The organism is Brevibacterium sp. OS20, assembly GCF_056837565.1.
On the sequence record NZ_CM166367.1, the window covers coordinates 2530737 to 2546619 of the forward strand.

The 15883-nt window shown below is 57.9% G+C and carries 12 protein-coding genes; 1 reads left to right on the forward strand and 11 read right to left on the reverse strand.

Going from position 1 to position 15883, the window contains the following annotated elements:
- Window positions 1-203 precede the first annotated feature (203 nt).
- The 7 genes from ACVZTU_RS11330 to ACVZTU_RS11360 all read right to left on the reverse strand — a co-directional run bounded on the left by ACVZTU_RS11330 (window position 204) and on the right by ACVZTU_RS11360 (window position 10919).
- Window positions 204-3170: a type III restriction-modification system endonuclease gene (locus ACVZTU_RS11330; protein ID WP_482400412.1), complete on the reverse strand. Its 2967-nt coding sequence runs from the start codon at window positions 3168-3170 to the stop codon at window positions 204-206.
- Between the two features lie 2 nt (window positions 3171-3172).
- Window positions 3173-5062, reverse strand: coding sequence for a site-specific DNA-methyltransferase (locus ACVZTU_RS11335; RefSeq protein WP_482400413.1), 1890 nt, complete (start codon window positions 5060-5062; stop codon window positions 3173-3175).
- Between the two features lie 404 nt (window positions 5063-5466).
- On the reverse strand, window positions 5467-6771 hold the full coding sequence (locus tag ACVZTU_RS11340) for an MFS transporter (RefSeq protein WP_482400414.1): 1305 nt from the start codon (window positions 6769-6771) through the stop codon (window positions 5467-5469).
- Complete coding sequence (locus tag ACVZTU_RS11345; protein WP_482400415.1) at window positions 6768-8102, reverse strand: MFS transporter; 1335 nt, start codon at window positions 8100-8102, stop codon at window positions 6768-6770. Before ACVZTU_RS11345 ends, ACVZTU_RS11340 begins: the two co-directional genes overlap by 4 nt.
- Before the next feature lie 36 nt (window positions 8103-8138).
- Window positions 8139-9350 (reverse strand): galactonate dehydratase, encoded by a 1212-nt coding sequence (dgoD, locus tag ACVZTU_RS11350; protein ID WP_482400416.1) that lies wholly within the window; start codon window positions 9348-9350, stop codon window positions 8139-8141.
- Window positions 9332-9946: a 2-dehydro-3-deoxy-6-phosphogalactonate aldolase gene (locus tag ACVZTU_RS11355; RefSeq protein ID WP_482400417.1), complete on the reverse strand. Its 615-nt coding sequence runs from the start codon at window positions 9944-9946 to the stop codon at window positions 9332-9334. Before ACVZTU_RS11355 ends, dgoD begins: the two co-directional genes overlap by 19 nt.
- Complete coding sequence (locus tag ACVZTU_RS11360; RefSeq protein WP_482400418.1) at window positions 9939-10919, reverse strand: 2-dehydro-3-deoxygalactonokinase; 981 nt, start codon at window positions 10917-10919, stop codon at window positions 9939-9941. Before ACVZTU_RS11360 ends, ACVZTU_RS11355 begins: the two co-directional genes overlap by 8 nt.
- Before the next feature lie 76 nt (window positions 10920-10995).
- On the opposite strand from ACVZTU_RS11360, the gene ACVZTU_RS11365 reads away from it, so the two are divergent.
- On the forward strand, window positions 10996-11772 hold the full coding sequence (locus ACVZTU_RS11365; protein ID WP_482400419.1) for an IclR family transcriptional regulator: 777 nt from the start codon (window positions 10996-10998) through the stop codon (window positions 11770-11772).
- Window positions 11773-11836: 64 nt separating this feature from the next.
- On the opposite strand, the gene ACVZTU_RS11370 is transcribed toward ACVZTU_RS11365, so the two are convergent.
- The 4 genes from ACVZTU_RS11370 to ACVZTU_RS11385 form a co-directional block, all read right to left on the reverse strand.
- A complete protein-coding gene (locus ACVZTU_RS11370; RefSeq protein ID WP_410711320.1) occupies window positions 11837-12508 on the reverse strand; it encodes a GntR family transcriptional regulator in 672 nt (223 codons plus the stop codon).
- A 72-nt stretch (window positions 12509-12580) separates the two neighbouring features.
- The gene (locus ACVZTU_RS11375; protein WP_482400420.1) at window positions 12581-14269 is read right to left on the reverse strand and encodes an ABC transporter ATP-binding protein; all 1689 of its coding nucleotides are present in this window, start codon (window positions 14267-14269) and stop codon (window positions 12581-12583) included.
- On the reverse strand, window positions 14262-15059 hold the full coding sequence (locus ACVZTU_RS11380; protein WP_369864499.1) for a carbon-nitrogen hydrolase family protein: 798 nt from the start codon (window positions 15057-15059) through the stop codon (window positions 14262-14264). The genes ACVZTU_RS11375 and ACVZTU_RS11380 overlap by 8 nt, the downstream gene beginning before the upstream one ends.
- Before the next feature lie 12 nt (window positions 15060-15071).
- The gene (locus ACVZTU_RS11385; protein ID WP_410711317.1) at window positions 15072-15878 is read right to left on the reverse strand and encodes a creatininase family protein; all 807 of its coding nucleotides are present in this window, start codon (window positions 15876-15878) and stop codon (window positions 15072-15074) included.
- Window positions 15879-15883: the final 5 nt, after the last annotated feature.

Below are 15883 nucleotides of genomic sequence, written 5' to 3' on the forward strand. Positions count from 1 at the left end.
CGCGAGAGTTGCGGAGGTACACAGCAGCCCAAGTCTTCGTTTTTGTCACGGATACGAGGGCAACTGAGATGGTGTTACATCACGGAACGCGAGCCTATTTCGCGCACAGGTTTCGCTAACTGCTTAGCAAGAAGCACCGGCAACCATCCTGTGACGGCTTACCGGGGCTTCGCTTCCGAGGCGGAGGTATGAATTGAAGGAGCTTAGGTCAACAGCTGCCTAATGATTTCCGCAATGTCCTCACGCTTGACCTGATCTTTGAACTTGACGTCGAAGCTGTCCGACTTCATCGACTCAAAGAACTTCGCCGCAGCCTTCATGCGAAGTTTCTCGTCTCCGCGCATCACGGAGTGGGACTCCACGTCCTTGGTTTCGATGACGAAGTTGAGTGAAAGCTTCCCATCGTCTCGCTTTAGTACGTACATGAAATCGGGACTTGTGGTGCCGCCGAAGTACAGCGGAACCCTGATCGACTTCCGTGGAATCTTGCCGTAGACGACGACTTCATCGAGCTTCGAATCTCGAATATTGTCCCGCTCCTTAGGGGAGTCGTAAACGAAGGCGTCGTAGAGAAACTTGTCTGGCACGTTGGCAGCGTCGTCACGATGCACGCCAATATTGCCTTGCACGACGCTCTCAAGAGGAGCACCGTCAGCGTCGGTCAACGCCGTGCCGTTCACCAGCCCATCGATGCGAGAGTATGAGAAGCGCTCAATGAACTCCTGCTGCATCCATTCGGAAAACTGAGCAGTAAATTCTCCAAGGGTCGCCTTGTTGAAGAAGTCCGTAGGGAGCGCGGATTTCGCATTAAGACGGATCAGCCCGGCGTGGATGCGATCGGCGGGGAGATACGTTTGAGAGAAGGCGAGCTTGAGCCATTCGCCGTACGGCATCGTCTCCGTTGCGTCGAAAACTCTCTTCGTTTCCGATTTTATGGCGAGCCCAGCGCTCTCGTCTTCGACCACTATGTCCTGGGTAAACCTGCCGGTGAGCTTCCGGAAAATGCCAGATTCAAGCACCTTGTCGATGCACGCGTCGATTTCCTCGGATGACAACTCATCGAGACGAAGATAGTACTTCGCGTTGACGGCTTCCCACAGCTCCTTGAGTTCGCTGTATCGATTGGCGCGGATTCCAACCTTCGTAGGACGACCGTCGGGGCGGATCTTGTCTGGCTTGAGTCCAGCCTTGTTGAATCCCGGGTAAGCCTCGTACAGCTCGTTCTCGCGACCATGCACAACGTTCTTGTCGGAGTCGACGAGCCCCTTGGTCAGCAGCTCGATGAATAGAGCGGTCTCGTCAATACCGAGGTCAGCTGCCACCTTCGGTAGAAGATCCTTGATAAGTGCCGGACTAACAGCAGCATCGGCGTTGATCTCAGACACCAGCGAATTGGCGAACGAACTTTCGGTGTAGTCGGTGAGGTACGTCAGGTAGAATTGTTCGCCTGCAAGGCGTGTGCCCTTGGCGTCGACAGGTAGGCGAAGTCCACGACCGACTTCCTGGAGCTTCGAGATCTCGGATCCCGAAGACCGCAGCTTTACGATCTGGAAGACGTTGGGGTTGTCCCAGCCTTCGCGAAGCGTCCATTTGGAGAAGAGGAATCGTCGCGTGTTCAGCGTTCCATTAACTCCATTGAACGACAGCATGGCCTCCTTGTTGCGGAGAATGTCGTCAACTTCAGCCTTGATCGCTTCATCAGACGTCGAATTATCGGCAGCGAAGTATCCGCCGTTTGTCGCTGGTACGTCCGCAAGCGAAGCCTTGAGGTACTCGACGTACTCCTGTGCTACGGGCGACGTATCTTCAACACGCTTGTCGATCTCAGTTCGGAGCTTGGAAGCGAGAAGTTCCTCGAAACGAAGTCTGAGATGACCGCTGGTACCATCGCCGCGGTATGATTCGATCGAGTCGACGAAGAACAATGTCAGCGTCTTCACACGGTTTGCCCGCCGGAAATTTTCCCACTCAACTTCGAAGTGGTTCTCCAGCGCCTGCTGCATCATCAGGCTCTGATAGGTCTCCGAGTAGACGCGAGCAGCCAAGGTGTCGCCTGTTGCGAGAATTTGACCGTTCGAGAGTGTCACACCCGATTTGATGGCCGCATGTTCAGTCTTGCCGATGGACTCAACGGTGATGCCGGCGAATGCCCCATCGGCAATCGAGAGGGACTCCCCTAGATCAAACGTGAGTGGCTTGCCTGTGTCGAGGTTCTGAAAGGTTGCCTGCTTCGGCTTACGCGCTGACAGGCTCGTCAGCTTCAACCGCGTCGTCTCCCCCGTCGTATCGACCGGGTACTGGATAGCCACGCCCTTGACCAACTGTTCGTTGAACGCTTCAACAGCGCCGAGGTTGAAGACAAGGTTGTTGTAGTCAGTCTTGCCAGTCTTGTCGATCTTCGGGAAGGTGGCACCGAACCGGAAGATTGCCATAGGCTGGATCTCGTCGAGGATCGCCCGGTACGCCTTGTTCTCGCGACGAAATCGGTGCGGCTCGTCCATGATCACGATCGGGCGGGTCTGCCGCAAAGCATCGTAAGGCACGCTCGCTGTGCCTAAGACTGTCTGGTCATAATCAGTGGCCATTGTCGCTTTGGAGAGCAACATTCCGTCAGTCATCAACAGCGCCGAGATTCGCCCGCGCGAGAGACGTGAGCTATGTGCAAAGCTCGCTATGGCGCTGGGGAACATCTTGCGACCCTTGGACCGCTTTTGAGGATCAAGAACGTCCAACTGGAGATGCTGTCTACCGCCATAGGCATCCGCGAAGTACTTGCCAGCGTACTCAGACTGCATGAAGGACTTAGTGCCCTCCTTGATAGGAGTCGACGGCACCATGACGATGAACTTGGTGAACCCGTAGAGCCGATTGAGCTCATACATGAGCTGCGTATAGACGAGCGTCTTCCCGGTTCCCGTTTCCATCTTGGCATCTACGCCAAGCACACCGTCATCAACACTCCCCCGCCACAGGCGCGGTATGGCATCAAGCCCGTCGATCACGCCAGACTGGATCTCCGAGATGTTCTGAGCGATCTGGGGATCTGTCGGGTCGAACGCGATGTTGGCCTCGGCAAGTGTGTTGGTATCCAGTTCAACACCGTCGAAGACGCGAGTCAGCGCGGCAAGGGCTCGTTGCTGATGCTCGAGAGTCTGTAGTCGGATTTGCATCGTCAGAATCGCTCGATCACGGAAACGGTGCGACCAGACTTAAGCGAGGCGAGGTTCTTCTTGAGCTCGTGCATAACAGAGAACGTCACCGAGTAACCGAAAACGACGAGCCTGTTCAGATCAAGCTCGCCTGTCTCGAGCTTGGAGACGAGTTCGAGAACATCTCCACTCGTCAGACCAGGGGTGATGGCGTACCCAGAGTCGCCGCAGACACTGAGCTCATAGGTGGACAGCTGTAGCCGCTGCACTTCGGGATTCAATCCGAATCCGTCACGAAGAAGCCATGTTGACAGGGCTACATCCTTGCCGGGGGTGCCGTTGAGGTCGAACTTCGACGTAAAGTCGCCAGCAAGGAGCGTGCCGTCTTCGTTCGGGTTGAAGGCCTGAAGTTCGTCAAGGGTCTTGGCGCTCGGCTCTTCCAAGCGGAAGAGTTTAAATCCGTAGTCGACGTCAGCATTGGTTTCAGCCATAACCTTTGCTGCAGCTTTCGTGATTCGTGCGCGGCCGATCTCGTCGATTTTTGCGTATCCGGCTTTCGCCGCGGCGCTTTTAGGTGCAACATCTTCATCCAGCTGCACCATAATAAACTTCCGCCTCCCTGGAGACTTGCCAGATGCATTGAGCTGCATTACCGCATCGGCTGTGCTGGCCGACCCCGAGAAGAAGTCAAGAACTGTGGCATTTTCAGCCTTGAGGGTGGCATATTCCACAAGTTGCTTTACGAGACCAACGGGTTTGGGGTGAGAGAAGATGTCAGGCCCGAGTAGTGCTTCCACCTCGGATGTGCCGTCTGCTGTCGTCCCAACATTCAGGAGCAACGAACTCGGAGTCTTAGTGTCCCCTTTGGCAACACGCTCCTTGTAGAAGAGCTTCCTCTGCGGCCGACTCACGCCCTTCTTGCCGAACGCGATTCTGTTGTCGGCAAGGAGCGCGGCCATTGATTGCGAGTTAATTGCCCACGAGCGACCTGCTGACGGCCAATGATCTACGCCAGTTTGCGGGTTGGTCACCTTGTACATCGTGTCACCTCCCGGCTTGTTCGCATCAAGCGGAACAAGCTTCCACGGACCGCGGGGATCATCGTCGGGATTTGAATATTCAGCTATGTCTAGCACATCTCCCCAAATCGACAGCTTCAGCCGATCTTTCGCATACAGCAGTGTATGGGTGTGATTTTGGGAAAACTCGCGATCATCAGAGATAGATCGCCGTGATTGCCAAATCAGGTCCGACACAAAGTTCTGTTCTCCAAAGACCTCATCGCAAAGCAGCTTCAGATTAGCGCTTTCGTCGTCACCGATGGAGATGATGATGATGCCGTCATCGGCAAGGATCTCTTGGGCCAACTCGAGGCGAGGGTACATAAATGTTAGCCACGCGGAATGCGAAGACTTTCCTTGGAGGTCGGCAATTCGCTGAGCCTCATCTTCGCCGAGGCCTATCTTCGCAACTAGGTCGCTTGGGGTGAAACCAAAATCGTCGTTGTAGACGAAGCCGTCCGATCCGGTGTTATAGGGAGGGTCGATGTAAATACATTTGACCGAATCCCCATATGACCCAAGGAGGTGCTTGAGCGCATCGAGATTGTCTCCGACAATGTAGAGATTCTCGGATGCCGCGTTGACACCCTCGGAGTTGTGCTCGAGGTCCGGCACCACGACAGTCTCCGTCTTCGTCGACGTCAGGTACTTGGCGTATGACTTACCGAGGAATTTGAGCTCGTACCCCTCGCGGGTCAGGTTCACCTCGCCAGCGCGTAGCGCTCCCTGGAGGCGGTCGATCATGAAGTGACCGTCCCGGTCGAAGTACTCGGGCAAAGCAGCACGGAGACGGTCAACCTCGAAGTCCGTGGGAGTCACCGTTGCGTTGGCGTCATGGGCATCGCGAATCATCAGGCGCTCACTTCTTGAATCCAGAGGTTGTACTGTGCCGGAACTCCACCTCGTGCCCGTTAGGCATCTTCGCTACCGCTCCTCGAACTAAGGTCCAATTCCTTAGCCAACTGTATATGAACAAGCACGCTCAATCTCACCAAACCATGCTCTCATTGCAACGGATCGCGCCCGCGTGCGCGCAAAGCTGTCGCGGGCGCTTGGATTGTTCGCTTGAGTAGACTTACAGAGAAGGACTTCAAATTTATGCTTTGCACCAAGTCATCAGGATGACAGGCTCCTCCAAAGACGAGTTGCCCCCTATGAGCCTGATTCTCAACTGTGTCGCTCCGTGGGAAGTTCTTCAGTGAGCGTCCGTCTCAGAACAGACGATTGAGTCGTTCGCTTTATATCTCTACGACCAGTCACTCCTCCACCCGCTCAACCTTGCCCACCAGGAACACATACGACAGCACACCGACGATCGTGACTGCGGCCATGTAGACGAATGCCGGGGCGAAGTCGATGTCGGTGACGAGGAAGCCGATGACGATCGGGGTCGCGATCGATGACAGGTTGCCGATGAAGTTGAACATGCCTCCCGTCAGACCCAGCAACCGTTCCGGTGCCAACGCTGATACCAGCGACCAGGTAATCGAGGCGAAGCCGTTGCCGAAGAATGCGATCGACATGAACACGATGACGAGAGCTGACGAGTCCGTGTAGTTGGCGCCGAGCATGAACACCGTCATCGCCAGACCGATGATGATCGGCAGCTTTCGTGCCGTACCCAGTGACAGCCCCTTCTTCACCATGAGATCGGAGACCCACCCGGAGAGCAGCACACCGACGAGCGCTGCAATGAAAGGCAATGACGCCATGAAGCCTGACTCGATGTAGTCCATTCCGCGGTAGTCGACGAGGTAGGTCGGGAACCAGGTGAGGAAGAACCACAGCGTCGAGGTTAGGCAGAACTGGCCGAGGTAGATTCCCCAAAGCTTCCGGCGGGTGAGCACGACCTTGACGTCGGACCATTTAAGCTTCGGCTTGGCCTCCTTCTTCACACCCGTCTCGACATCGACCAATCCCCCGCCCGAAGCGATGAGATCGATCTCGGCCTGGTTGACTCCCGACTTATCGCGCGGCTCGCGGTAGACGAACCACCAGATCGCAGCCCAGATGATGCCCACAACACCGGTGAGGATGAACACCCAGTGCCAAGTGAGCACCGTCTGCAGCCACGACAGCACAGGGGTGAGCAGCGCCAAACCGATGAACTGACCCGACGTGTAGAAGGCGATGACTCGTCCGCGTTCGCGTTCGGGGAACCACGCGGTGGCGACCTTGTTGTTGATGGGATAGGCGGGCGCTTCGAAGCCGCCGACCATGAGCCTGAGGATGATGAGGGCGACGAAGCCGCCAGACATTCCCATGAACAGTGTGGCCAAAGACCACAGGACGAGGCACGAGGCATAGAGCACGCGTGGTCGCACGCGGTCGACGAGCCACCCGCCGGGCAGCTGCATTGCCGCATAGGTCCAGCCGAACGCAGAGAGCAGCAGACCCTGCTGACCTGTGGTGAGATCAAATTCCTGGGACAGTGCCGGCATTGCGATGGACAGGTTCGCCCGGTCCATGTAGTTGATGACGACCGTGATGAAGAGCAGAATCGCGATGATGTAGCGGATCCGTGTGGGACGAGTGGTGACTGCAGTGTCGAGTTTCGTCATGACGTCGGGTTTCCGGTTTCTGTTGGGCCGCTGGTCACACGTATCGGAGCCCGCAGCAGGAGCAGGTAGGCGATTCCCGCAATTACTGCGACGACGGCGCCCAGGAGGAAGGGAACGAGGTATGAGTCTGTGGTCGTCACCAAGACTCCGGTGAGCCAAGGCGAGAGTGAACCAGCGAAGTAGCCGCCGAAGTTCTGGATAGATCCCAGTGAGGCGACGCGACTACCAGTGACGACATCAGCAGGGATTGACCACCCCACGGCGCTCAGTGCTCCGCAGAAGAACAGTGCAAGGCTCATCGCCGACAGTTGGAGAACAAAGTGACCGGTGGTCACTCCGACAAGGACTGAGCATACGGCGAGTGCGCCGCCATAGATTGCAGCGATCTGTCGTTTGCAGACCAGAGGAGCTAATTGGTCTCGCATCCGCGAATACTTCGTGGTGAACCAGCCGCCGAGGATACCGCCGATGCCTCCGACCGCGAATGGAATCGCCGTGTACCACCCCAGTGCGGCATCGGCCACCGAGTAGATGTCATTGAGCATCAGGGGCAGAAAGGTCACGAAGATGTTCAGTGTCCACACGACGGCGACGAATCCCAGCACCATGGCCCACGTCTGGGGCTTGGTGAAGAGCTTCAACCAGGGGATGTGACCGGTCGGGGCATTGTCGTCTTCTTCTCGAGCTCGGATGTGCTCGAGTTCAGCCGCCGAGACCCTGCGGTCATGCTCCGGGGAACGGTAGAAGACCCAGAAGCCCACTGCCACGATGACACCGAGCACACCGAGGATGACGAACATTGCTCGCCAACCGAAGCCCATAATGAGGAAGGTGAGGATCGGCGGAGCGACGGCGGGTCCCCATTTGCTTCCCGAGTCGTAGACGCCGACTGCAGCTCCGCGCTCTCGGGGTGGGAACCACTCGGCGACTATCTTCGCTGAAGTAGGCGATACTGGGGCTTCGAAGACTCCGAGCAGGACTCGTGACACCATAAAATGCCACATGTGGTGGCCAAAAGCCATCAGCGCAGTGGCGATCGACCAGAGCCCCAACGCCATGACGTATACCGGCTTCGCACCGAGACGATCGGTCAGCCATCCACCTGGCAGCTGAAAGAACGCGTATGTCAGTGAGAACGCAGTACCCAACAGCCCGATGTCCGCGGCGGTCAGACCGAGTTCGTCGATCATGTGTGGAGCTGCGATCGACAGTGACGATCGATCCATGTAGTTGATCATCATCGCTGCGAGCAACCATCCGAGGATCCACCACCGGGCTCTTCCCGGTGAGGCTACACGTCGCGACACCGTAGCTTCAGTCTTCGAGCTCATCGTTGAACACCCTTCTCTTCTACCGATCCCATCCCGTCACCATTCCGCGAAGGAGCCGTCGGCGTGACGCCAGATCGGGTTGCGCCACCGGTGGCCCTCAGCCGAGCGCTCGATGACGTACTCCTCGTTGACCTCAATGCCCAAACCGGGGCCGGTCGGGATCGTGATCATGCCGTCGTCGTAGTCGAACACCGACGAATCGGTGACGTAATCGAGCAGATCGTTGCTCGTGTTGTAGTGGATGCCCAGGCTCTGTTCCTGGATGAAGGCGTTGTAGCTGCCGGCATCGACCTGCAGGCAGGAGGCGAGTGCGATCGGCCCCAGCGGGCAGTGCAGTGCGAGTGCCACATCGTAGGCTTCGGCCATCATCGCAATCTTCCGCGTCTCTGTGATGCCGCCGGCGTGGGAGACATCCGGCTGGATGATGTCGACGGCACCGGAGGCGATCACCTCGCGGAAGTCCCACCGAGAGAAGAGTCTCTCCCCCAGCGCGATCGGTGTCGGTGTGTTCGCCATGACGTCGCGCAGTGAGCCGAAGTGTTCGGAGAGCACCGGTTCTTCGATGAAGAGCAGCCGGTAGGGTTCGAGTTCTTTGATGAGGACCTTGGCCATCGGCTTGTGCACGCGACCATGGAAGTCGACACCGATGCCGAAATCTTCGCCGGTGGCCTCCCGGATCGCCTGGACGTTCTCGATGACCTGGTCGACCTTGGTAAAAGAGTCGATGAACTGCATTTCCTCGGTGGCGTTCATCTTCACGGCGGTGAAGCCGCGGTTCTTCGTCTCGAGTGCGGCTGCCGCGGTGTCGCCTGGACGGTCTCCGCCGATCCACGAGTACGTGCGGATCCGATCCCGCACCTTCCCGCCGAGGAGCTGATGCACAGGTTGGCCAAGCGCCTTGCCCTTGATGTCCCATAGCGCCTGATCGATGCCGGAGATCGCGCTCATGAGAATCGGCCCGCCACGGTAGAAGCCACCGCGGTACATGATCGTCCACAGGTCCTCGATGTTCGCAGGATCCTTGCCGATGAGCAGGTCGGAGAGCTCATCAACGGCGGCGGCGACAGTCGCTGCCTTGCCTTCGATGATGGGTTCGCCCCATCCCACGATCCCTTCATCGGTTTCGATCTTGAGGAACAGCCACCGAGGCGGCACTGTGTACGTCGTCATCGACGTGATCTTCATTGGTCTGGCCTTTCGTTCGGATGTTGTCGTTGATGGAGCGGTGCTCAGTTGGTGCGAGCCCACGCCGAGGCGATCGCCTGGGCCCGGGTGCGGACGTCGTCGGGGCGGTCGCCTCGGCGATAGAGCGAGGACCCAAGGCCCAAGCCAGCTGCTCCGGCGTTGCGCCATTCAGCTGCGTTGTCGGCTCCTACTCCCCCGACGGGGAAGAGTTCGGTGCCGGCAGGCAGCACTTCGCTCCAGGCCTTCATTCCGCTGATCCCCACCGCCGAGGAGGGGAAGAGTTTGACCTTGGTGGCGCCTGCCTTGATGGCAGCGAACGCTTCGGTCGGTGTCGCTGCTCCCGGGTACGGGGTGAGGCCCATCCCGAGCGCGGTCTGGATGACTTCGGTGTCGGTGTCGGGGGCGACGATGATGCGGGCACCGGCTCGCTCGCAATCGCGGACCTGATTGGCGGTGAGCACGGTGCCGGCACCGATCTCCAGGTCGTTGCCGAACCGTTCGACCAGCGCGGCGATCGAGTCGAGGGGGTCGGGCGAGTTGAGCGGAACCTCGATGGCGGAGAACCCGGCGGCGACGATGCCCTCGGCGATGTCGAGGACTTCGTCGGGGCGGACACCGCGGAGGATGGCGATGAGGCCGGAGGGGACAGTTTCAGGCATGAGTGTGCTCCTTGGTCGGTACGAGGCCGGATTGTTCGGCGATGCGAAAAAGACCTGTGGCAGCAGCGCGCGGATTCGCGTTGATCGTCTCTCGGCCCGCTCGGTGCAGTGCGCGGGTGTAGCGCTTTGTCAGATCTGTGGTCCCGCAGACGATGACGGGGGCGCTCGCCTCGGCAACCACGGTGAGCTGGTGGGCTACCTCGGCGCCGATGAGCATTCCCGAGAGGTAGTCGTTGACTTCTTCGGCACGCAGACGCCCGTCGAGAGCCCAGGTTCGGGCGGAGAAGATTGAGGACGTCAATGCGGCGGGGTTGTCGCCTCCGACGTTCAGTCCCCAGTCGAAGGCCTCGGAGTGGAAGCCAGCGGTGGGTTCGGCGAGGCGGCTGAGGATTGATGAAGTGCTGAGCAGGCCGAAGAGCTCTCCGCTCATCGAGGTGGTGAAGTCGGTAACTCGTTGTCGGTGGCAGCTCACCCATTTGGTATGGGTACCAGGGAGGATCACCGTGCTGGGTTCGGTCTGTTCTGTGTCGAGGAGGCCGAGCAGTTGCGTCTCTTCCCCGCGGATCACATCGGGAGCAGTCGCCTTGGTCGGAGTCTTCTGCAGGCCGGGCACGATGTGGAGGTCACCGGTCGTCAGTTCGACCGTTGTCAGTTGCCCGCCCATGTCGCTGAGGTCGGCGGGCAGGTCGAGGTAGCCTGCCTCGGCGACGCCTTGGGTTGAGCCGATCATTCCGCAGGCGAGCATCGGCAGGGGGCCGTAGGTGGTCAGCCAGTCGCCAACCGCGGTTTCAGCGATTCGGGAGAAGTCGCCTCGGAGATCTGTGGTGTCGGAACTGACGGCCATGATGCCGTCGGAACCGTTGCGTTCTGCGAGGACTTGTCCGTCGCTGCCGATGAGGAAGGCTCTCAGCGAGCTCGTTCCCCAGTCGAGGCCGATCATCTGCGGGGCCTCGGGTGGTGCCAGATTTGCCATAAGAGCCACTATGGGCACGTGTTCCATCATGCGCCACCGGTGTCCCTATATGTGGGAAGGGTGACATACTGGGGTGATGATCGAGGATTCTGGAACTGTTATCGGCGAAGCCATTCCGCAGGGCACTCAGACCCTGGCCAGAGGGCTGCAGATCGTCAGCGCCGTGGCTCATGGCTCGACGACGCTGAAGTCGATCGTTGATTCGACGGGTATCGGTCGGTCAAGTGCACACAGGATGATCCAGCTGTTGGTGCAGATGGGGTATCTGCGGCATGGGTCGCCGGGAGAGTTTCGGCTCGGGCCGACGCTGATCGAGTATGGTTTCACCGCGCTCAATCAGGATCCGCTGCCGGTCGTAGCCAGGGAGAGCCTAGAGGCGTTGGCTGAACGGACTCAGGACACGATCCATCTCTCGGTCGAGGATGGTGAGTCGGTGCTCTATCTCCATAAGATCCCAGGTACCCGTGGGGCCGAGATGCGCTCACGCATCGGCCATAGGATGCCGATGACACGCACCGGTGTCGGCAAGGCGCTGCTGCTTGGGCAGGATGACCGGTGGGAGCGTTTGTTCGTTGCAGAGAACCCTGGTGCGGACTCCGCTGCGGTGGATGCATTCGTCAAGCGGATGCAGGGCTACACCCGCGACGGAGCCTCACTCGATCTCGAGGAGAATGAGCCGGGGATCCGGTGTGTGGCTGCTCCGGTTCGGGACGGCAGCGGGGAGATCGTCGCCGGCATTTCGCTGTCGGCGACGCGTCCGTTCATGCCGAAGGACCGAATGCAGGCGCTGGTGCCGGTGATGAAGTCGGCTGCGCGGGAGATTTCGGTGAAGTTGGGGTATCGGCAGGGCTAGATAATCGTTAAACAGAGTCCCAGCTGTAATGCGCGTTCCACACCCTGCTCTCGAACTTGGTCGATCAGCCTTCATCCAACGAGGCGAGGATACGCTCAGCCGGTCGAAGATGTTCAGAGAGAATCCGTTTGAACTCACCTTCGTCGAAACTGCGCCACGCATCTATCATTGCGACGTGGTGCTCGTCGTACTTCCTTATGAGGTCTGGAAATCGCATCCCGGTCTCGATACTCACTCGTTGCTGCCTCGATCTGAGGAACTCATAAGTCTCAGACAGAACCGAGTTTCCTGCAGCGCTGACGATTGAATAGTGGAACATCCAATCTGTCTGAGAAGCAGCTACTCGCAGTTCTGGGTCGAGAGGCGACTCATGTTGGGCAGCAGTAGTTCGCAACCGGTCTTCCAACGCGGATAGGGCCTCGTCAGTCACCGAAATCTTAGTCTCGCAAAGTAATTCAATACTTCGCCCCTCGATCAGTCGGCGCACTTCATAGACCTCGAGAAGCTCTTGGGCCCCGATGCCTCTGACCTGTGCTCCATGGCGAGGGGTAAGAGTGATGTACTTCTCTGCCGCGAGTTGATTGAAAGCCTCTCGCACTGGAGTCCGAGAAACACCGACAGCTTCGCATACTGTCGATTCCTCGATGTAATCATGACCGTGGTACACACCCGAAACGATGGCATTTCGAACCCAGTCGAATGCAAGCGAACGCGCCAGCGGCCTCTTTGCCTCCACCAGGTTCTCCCTTCATTCCCGTCATCTCGCGGCTAGTCTTGATAGATTCTAAGCCCTAGATTGAACTCGCTGTTATCGCGAGTTCACCTCAGCAAACGCTTGCCTCCTCTTCTTCTGCGCTGCAGGGTCCGGTACCGGCGCAGACAGCACGAGTCGACGGGTGTACTCGTGCTCGGAACGGTTAAGGACATCTGACGCGCTTCCGAATTCAACCAGACGACCGGCTCTGAGTACCGCGATGCGGTCGGCGAGTTCTTCCACCACGCCAAGATCATGAGTGATGAACAAACACGAGAACCCGAGTTCATTCTGCAGTTCTTTGAAGAGATCGAGAACCGTCGCCTGTACCGAAACATCGAGTGCTGAAGTCGGCTCGTCCGCAATGAGCAGACGCGGCGAAAGGATGAGAGCCCGGGCGATGCCGATGCGTTGGCGTTGCCCGCCCGACAGTTCGTGTGGGTACCGTTCCACCCATGAGCTGGGAACCCGGACTCTTTCAAACATTTCCTCCACCCGTCGACGAACCTCCACTGAACTCATTTGCTTGTGCAACTTCAACGGTTTCGCGACGATTTCTCCAAGAGTCTGTCTCGGGTTCAGCGACGAAGCAGGATCTTGGAAGACCATGCTGAACTCACGTCGTTTTGGTCTGAGCTTCCGTGAAGATAATGAGGTGATATCAGTTCCGCACACCGACACGCTCCCGGAACTTGGCTCCAGCAACCCCATGGCACAACGGCCGAGTGTGGACTTTCCGGAGCCTGATTCACCGACCAATCCGACGACTTCACCTTGCTTCACATCGATCGAGACATCCTCGACAGCTTTGAAGTCTTCGGCTCCTGCCCTGCCAGGGTAAGTGATCTCGACCTTGTTGAAACGCAACACACTCGATTCAGGGGAAGCCTCTGCGGAGCTGCTCAGGTCTGCAGAGGCCTTGTGTTGAGTCTTACCTAGGTGAGGTACTGAGTTGAGGAGGTTCTGAGTGTATTCCGCCTTCGGAGCGCCAAAGAGGTCCCCCACCAACGCCTCCTCCACAATTCGTCCGTCGCGCATGACAATGACGCGATCCGCGAGGTCGGCGACCACACCCATATCGTGGGTAATAAACAGGACCGATGCGTTCAACCTTGCGCCGAGATCTCGGAGCAGTTCAAGGATTTCGGCCTGCACAGTGACATCAAGCGCAGTTGTCGGCTCGTCCGCGATGAGTAGATCCGGATCGCAACTGACTGCCATAGCAATGACTATTCGTTGCAGCTGACCACCGGATAATTGGTGAGGATAGTGGTGGATCCGACGTTCGGGTTCGGGAAGCTGCACCAGATGAAGAAGTTCGAGCGCTCGGCGTTGCGCGTCGTTCTTACTCATTCGACTGTGAGCGCGAATAGCCTCGACGATCTGTTCGCCGATCGTGTACACCGGGTCCAGCGCGGTCATCGGTTCCTGAAAGATCATCGCGATCTTCTGGCCCCGCAATTGTCGCAGTTGGTCGGAACTGAGTTCGAGAAGATTCAGCCCGTTGAATTCTATCCTGCCGTGCACCCGAGCATTGGGAGGAAGCAGACCGAGAATAGCCATCGACGACACGGACTTGCCGGAACCAGATTCGCCGACAATTGCGAGTACCTCACCGCGATTAACGGTATAAGACACGTTATCGACTGCAGCCGCCCCCTTACCCGACATTTCGAAGCTGACCGAGAGGTCGTCCACCTTCAGCAGAGTTTCACGTTCCAGACGATCGTTTTCCTCAGGCATGTTGTCTCCGTGGAATCACTTCGAACCTGCGATTGTACAACCCAGGATTGAGCGACCGAGTGCGGGAGACGAGATCGATATCGATGTCCACCGTCCCGAACGAGTTCCCCGTACCCAGGTCCGTCAATTGCAGGCCCATGGGGTCGAAAGCGGCGGAACGACCAATCGATCGTTCTCCGGATTCCCCACTTCCGACGATGAAGAAGCTGTTCTCAATGGCTCTCGCTCTCAGCAGGGTCAGCCAATGTTCTTCTTTGAGAGCACCTTTCACCCATGCAGTGGGAACCGTCACCAGTAGACTTCCCTTATCTGCCAGAACTCGGAAAATCTCAGGAAATCGCAGGTCATAGCAGGTTGCCAATCCGATCCGCACACCGTCGACATCGATAGTGACCGGTTCGGCAGGGCCGGCGATCACCTTGTCCGACTCCCTGTCGGAGAAGGCGTCATAAAGATGGATCTTGTCGTAGGTGGCGACGATTTCACCCCCGGACGCTACGAAGAGTGTGTTCTTCACCTTCGTCTCATCTCCTGGAGTAAACGCACCAGCGACGATTGTCACTCTGGTCTCCGATGACGCTTTCGCCAGCGCGCTTCCGAAACTTCCGTCTGGATCTTCGACTCGTCCAACCAATGATTCGTGTTTGTCTGGAAGCCGGATCATCGCCGCCTCGGGGCAGACCATGAGCGTCGCTCCTTCGGCCGCTGCGCGGTGAGCATCGGCGACAATATGCGCGGTGTTCTCAGCAATCGTGGGACTGGCTGCAAATTGTGAAATTGCGACCTTCATGTCATATCTCCTTCAGTTCGTCGCCGTATTACGGTCATATTCCCGGACGTACTCGGCACAGAAGCCCATCACTCTGCGAATCCATTCAGCTCCGGTAGCCTTGTCGGCAACGCTGACATCTCCGGTGACTCCGTTCTTACTGACTTCAGAGAAGTCCCAGTAGACAGTGCCCGGTACGGTATAGTCTCCGATCTTCGCGTCGGCATAGCTCAACGGTGTCCAACCCGACTCGCTGTTCAAACCGCCGGATTCCGCCTTCGACATGTCGACCTGCTCGGGGAATATCGCAAGCATCGCGGACAGCTCAGGCTCAGCACCGTGCCCATAGACCGCAGCTGCATCGTCGTAGACGTCTCGCATCAAGCCGTAGCCCAATTGCCATGGGTAGACGTGACCGATGAGTACACCAAGGTCCCTCCGACAATCAACTGCCGCCCCCGAAACTGGGCCGACGTTTCCACCGTTGTTATCGACGAGAACGATTCGTTTGAAACCCGACTGCACAAGCGATTCGATGATGTCTCGGACTACCGCTTTCAGCGTCTCGGCGCTAAGGGAAAGATTTCCCGCGAACCCGCGAAACGTCGGTGAATGGCCGTAATGCAAGGCCGGCGCCACTAAGGTGTCGACTTGACCATCAGTGAGCTCCGCAATCTTGTAGGCGGCCCATTCTGCAACTATGGAGTCTTCGTGCACCGGAAGATGCGGCCCATGCTGTTCGATGGCTCCAATCGGTACTAGTACGACTGGATTGCGATCTGCAGCTTCTGCGACCTCGGTCCAGCTCAAGCGGCCCAAGCTCTTGGAGTTGTCAATCATATGAG

What these genes read in the sequence shown, in the direction of transcription:
- ACVZTU_RS11385 (WP_410711317.1), bottom strand. Translation starts at nt 15,878, where the DNA reads ATGATTGACAACTCCAAGAGCTTGGGCCGCTTGAGCTGGACCGAGGTC.
- ACVZTU_RS11365 (WP_482400419.1), top strand. Translation starts at nt 10,996, where the DNA reads ATGATCGAGGATTCTGGAACTGTTATCGGCGAAGCCATTCCGCAGGGC.
- ACVZTU_RS11360 (WP_482400418.1), bottom strand. Translation starts at nt 10,919, where the DNA reads ATGGCAAATCTGGCACCACCCGAGGCCCCGCAGATGATCGGCCTCGAC.
- ACVZTU_RS11330 (WP_482400412.1), bottom strand. Translation starts at nt 3,170, where the DNA reads ATGCAAATCCGACTACAGACTCTCGAGCATCAGCAACGAGCCCTTGCC.
- ACVZTU_RS11335 (WP_482400413.1), bottom strand. Translation starts at nt 5,062, where the DNA reads ATGATTCGCGATGCCCATGACGCCAACGCAACGGTGACTCCCACGGAC.
- ACVZTU_RS11340 (WP_482400414.1), bottom strand. Translation starts at nt 6,771, where the DNA reads ATGACGAAACTCGACACTGCAGTCACCACTCGTCCCACACGGATCCGC.
- ACVZTU_RS11355 (WP_482400417.1), bottom strand. Translation starts at nt 9,946, where the DNA reads ATGCCTGAAACTGTCCCCTCCGGCCTCATCGCCATCCTCCGCGGTGTC.
- ACVZTU_RS11345 (WP_482400415.1), bottom strand. Translation starts at nt 8,102, where the DNA reads ATGAGCTCGAAGACTGAAGCTACGGTGTCGCGACGTGTAGCCTCACCG.
- ACVZTU_RS11380 (WP_369864499.1), bottom strand. Translation starts at nt 15,059, where the DNA reads ATGAAGGTCGCAATTTCACAATTTGCAGCCAGTCCCACGATTGCTGAG.
- ACVZTU_RS11375 (WP_482400420.1), bottom strand. Translation starts at nt 14,269, where the DNA reads ATGCCTGAGGAAAACGATCGTCTGGAACGTGAAACTCTGCTGAAGGTG.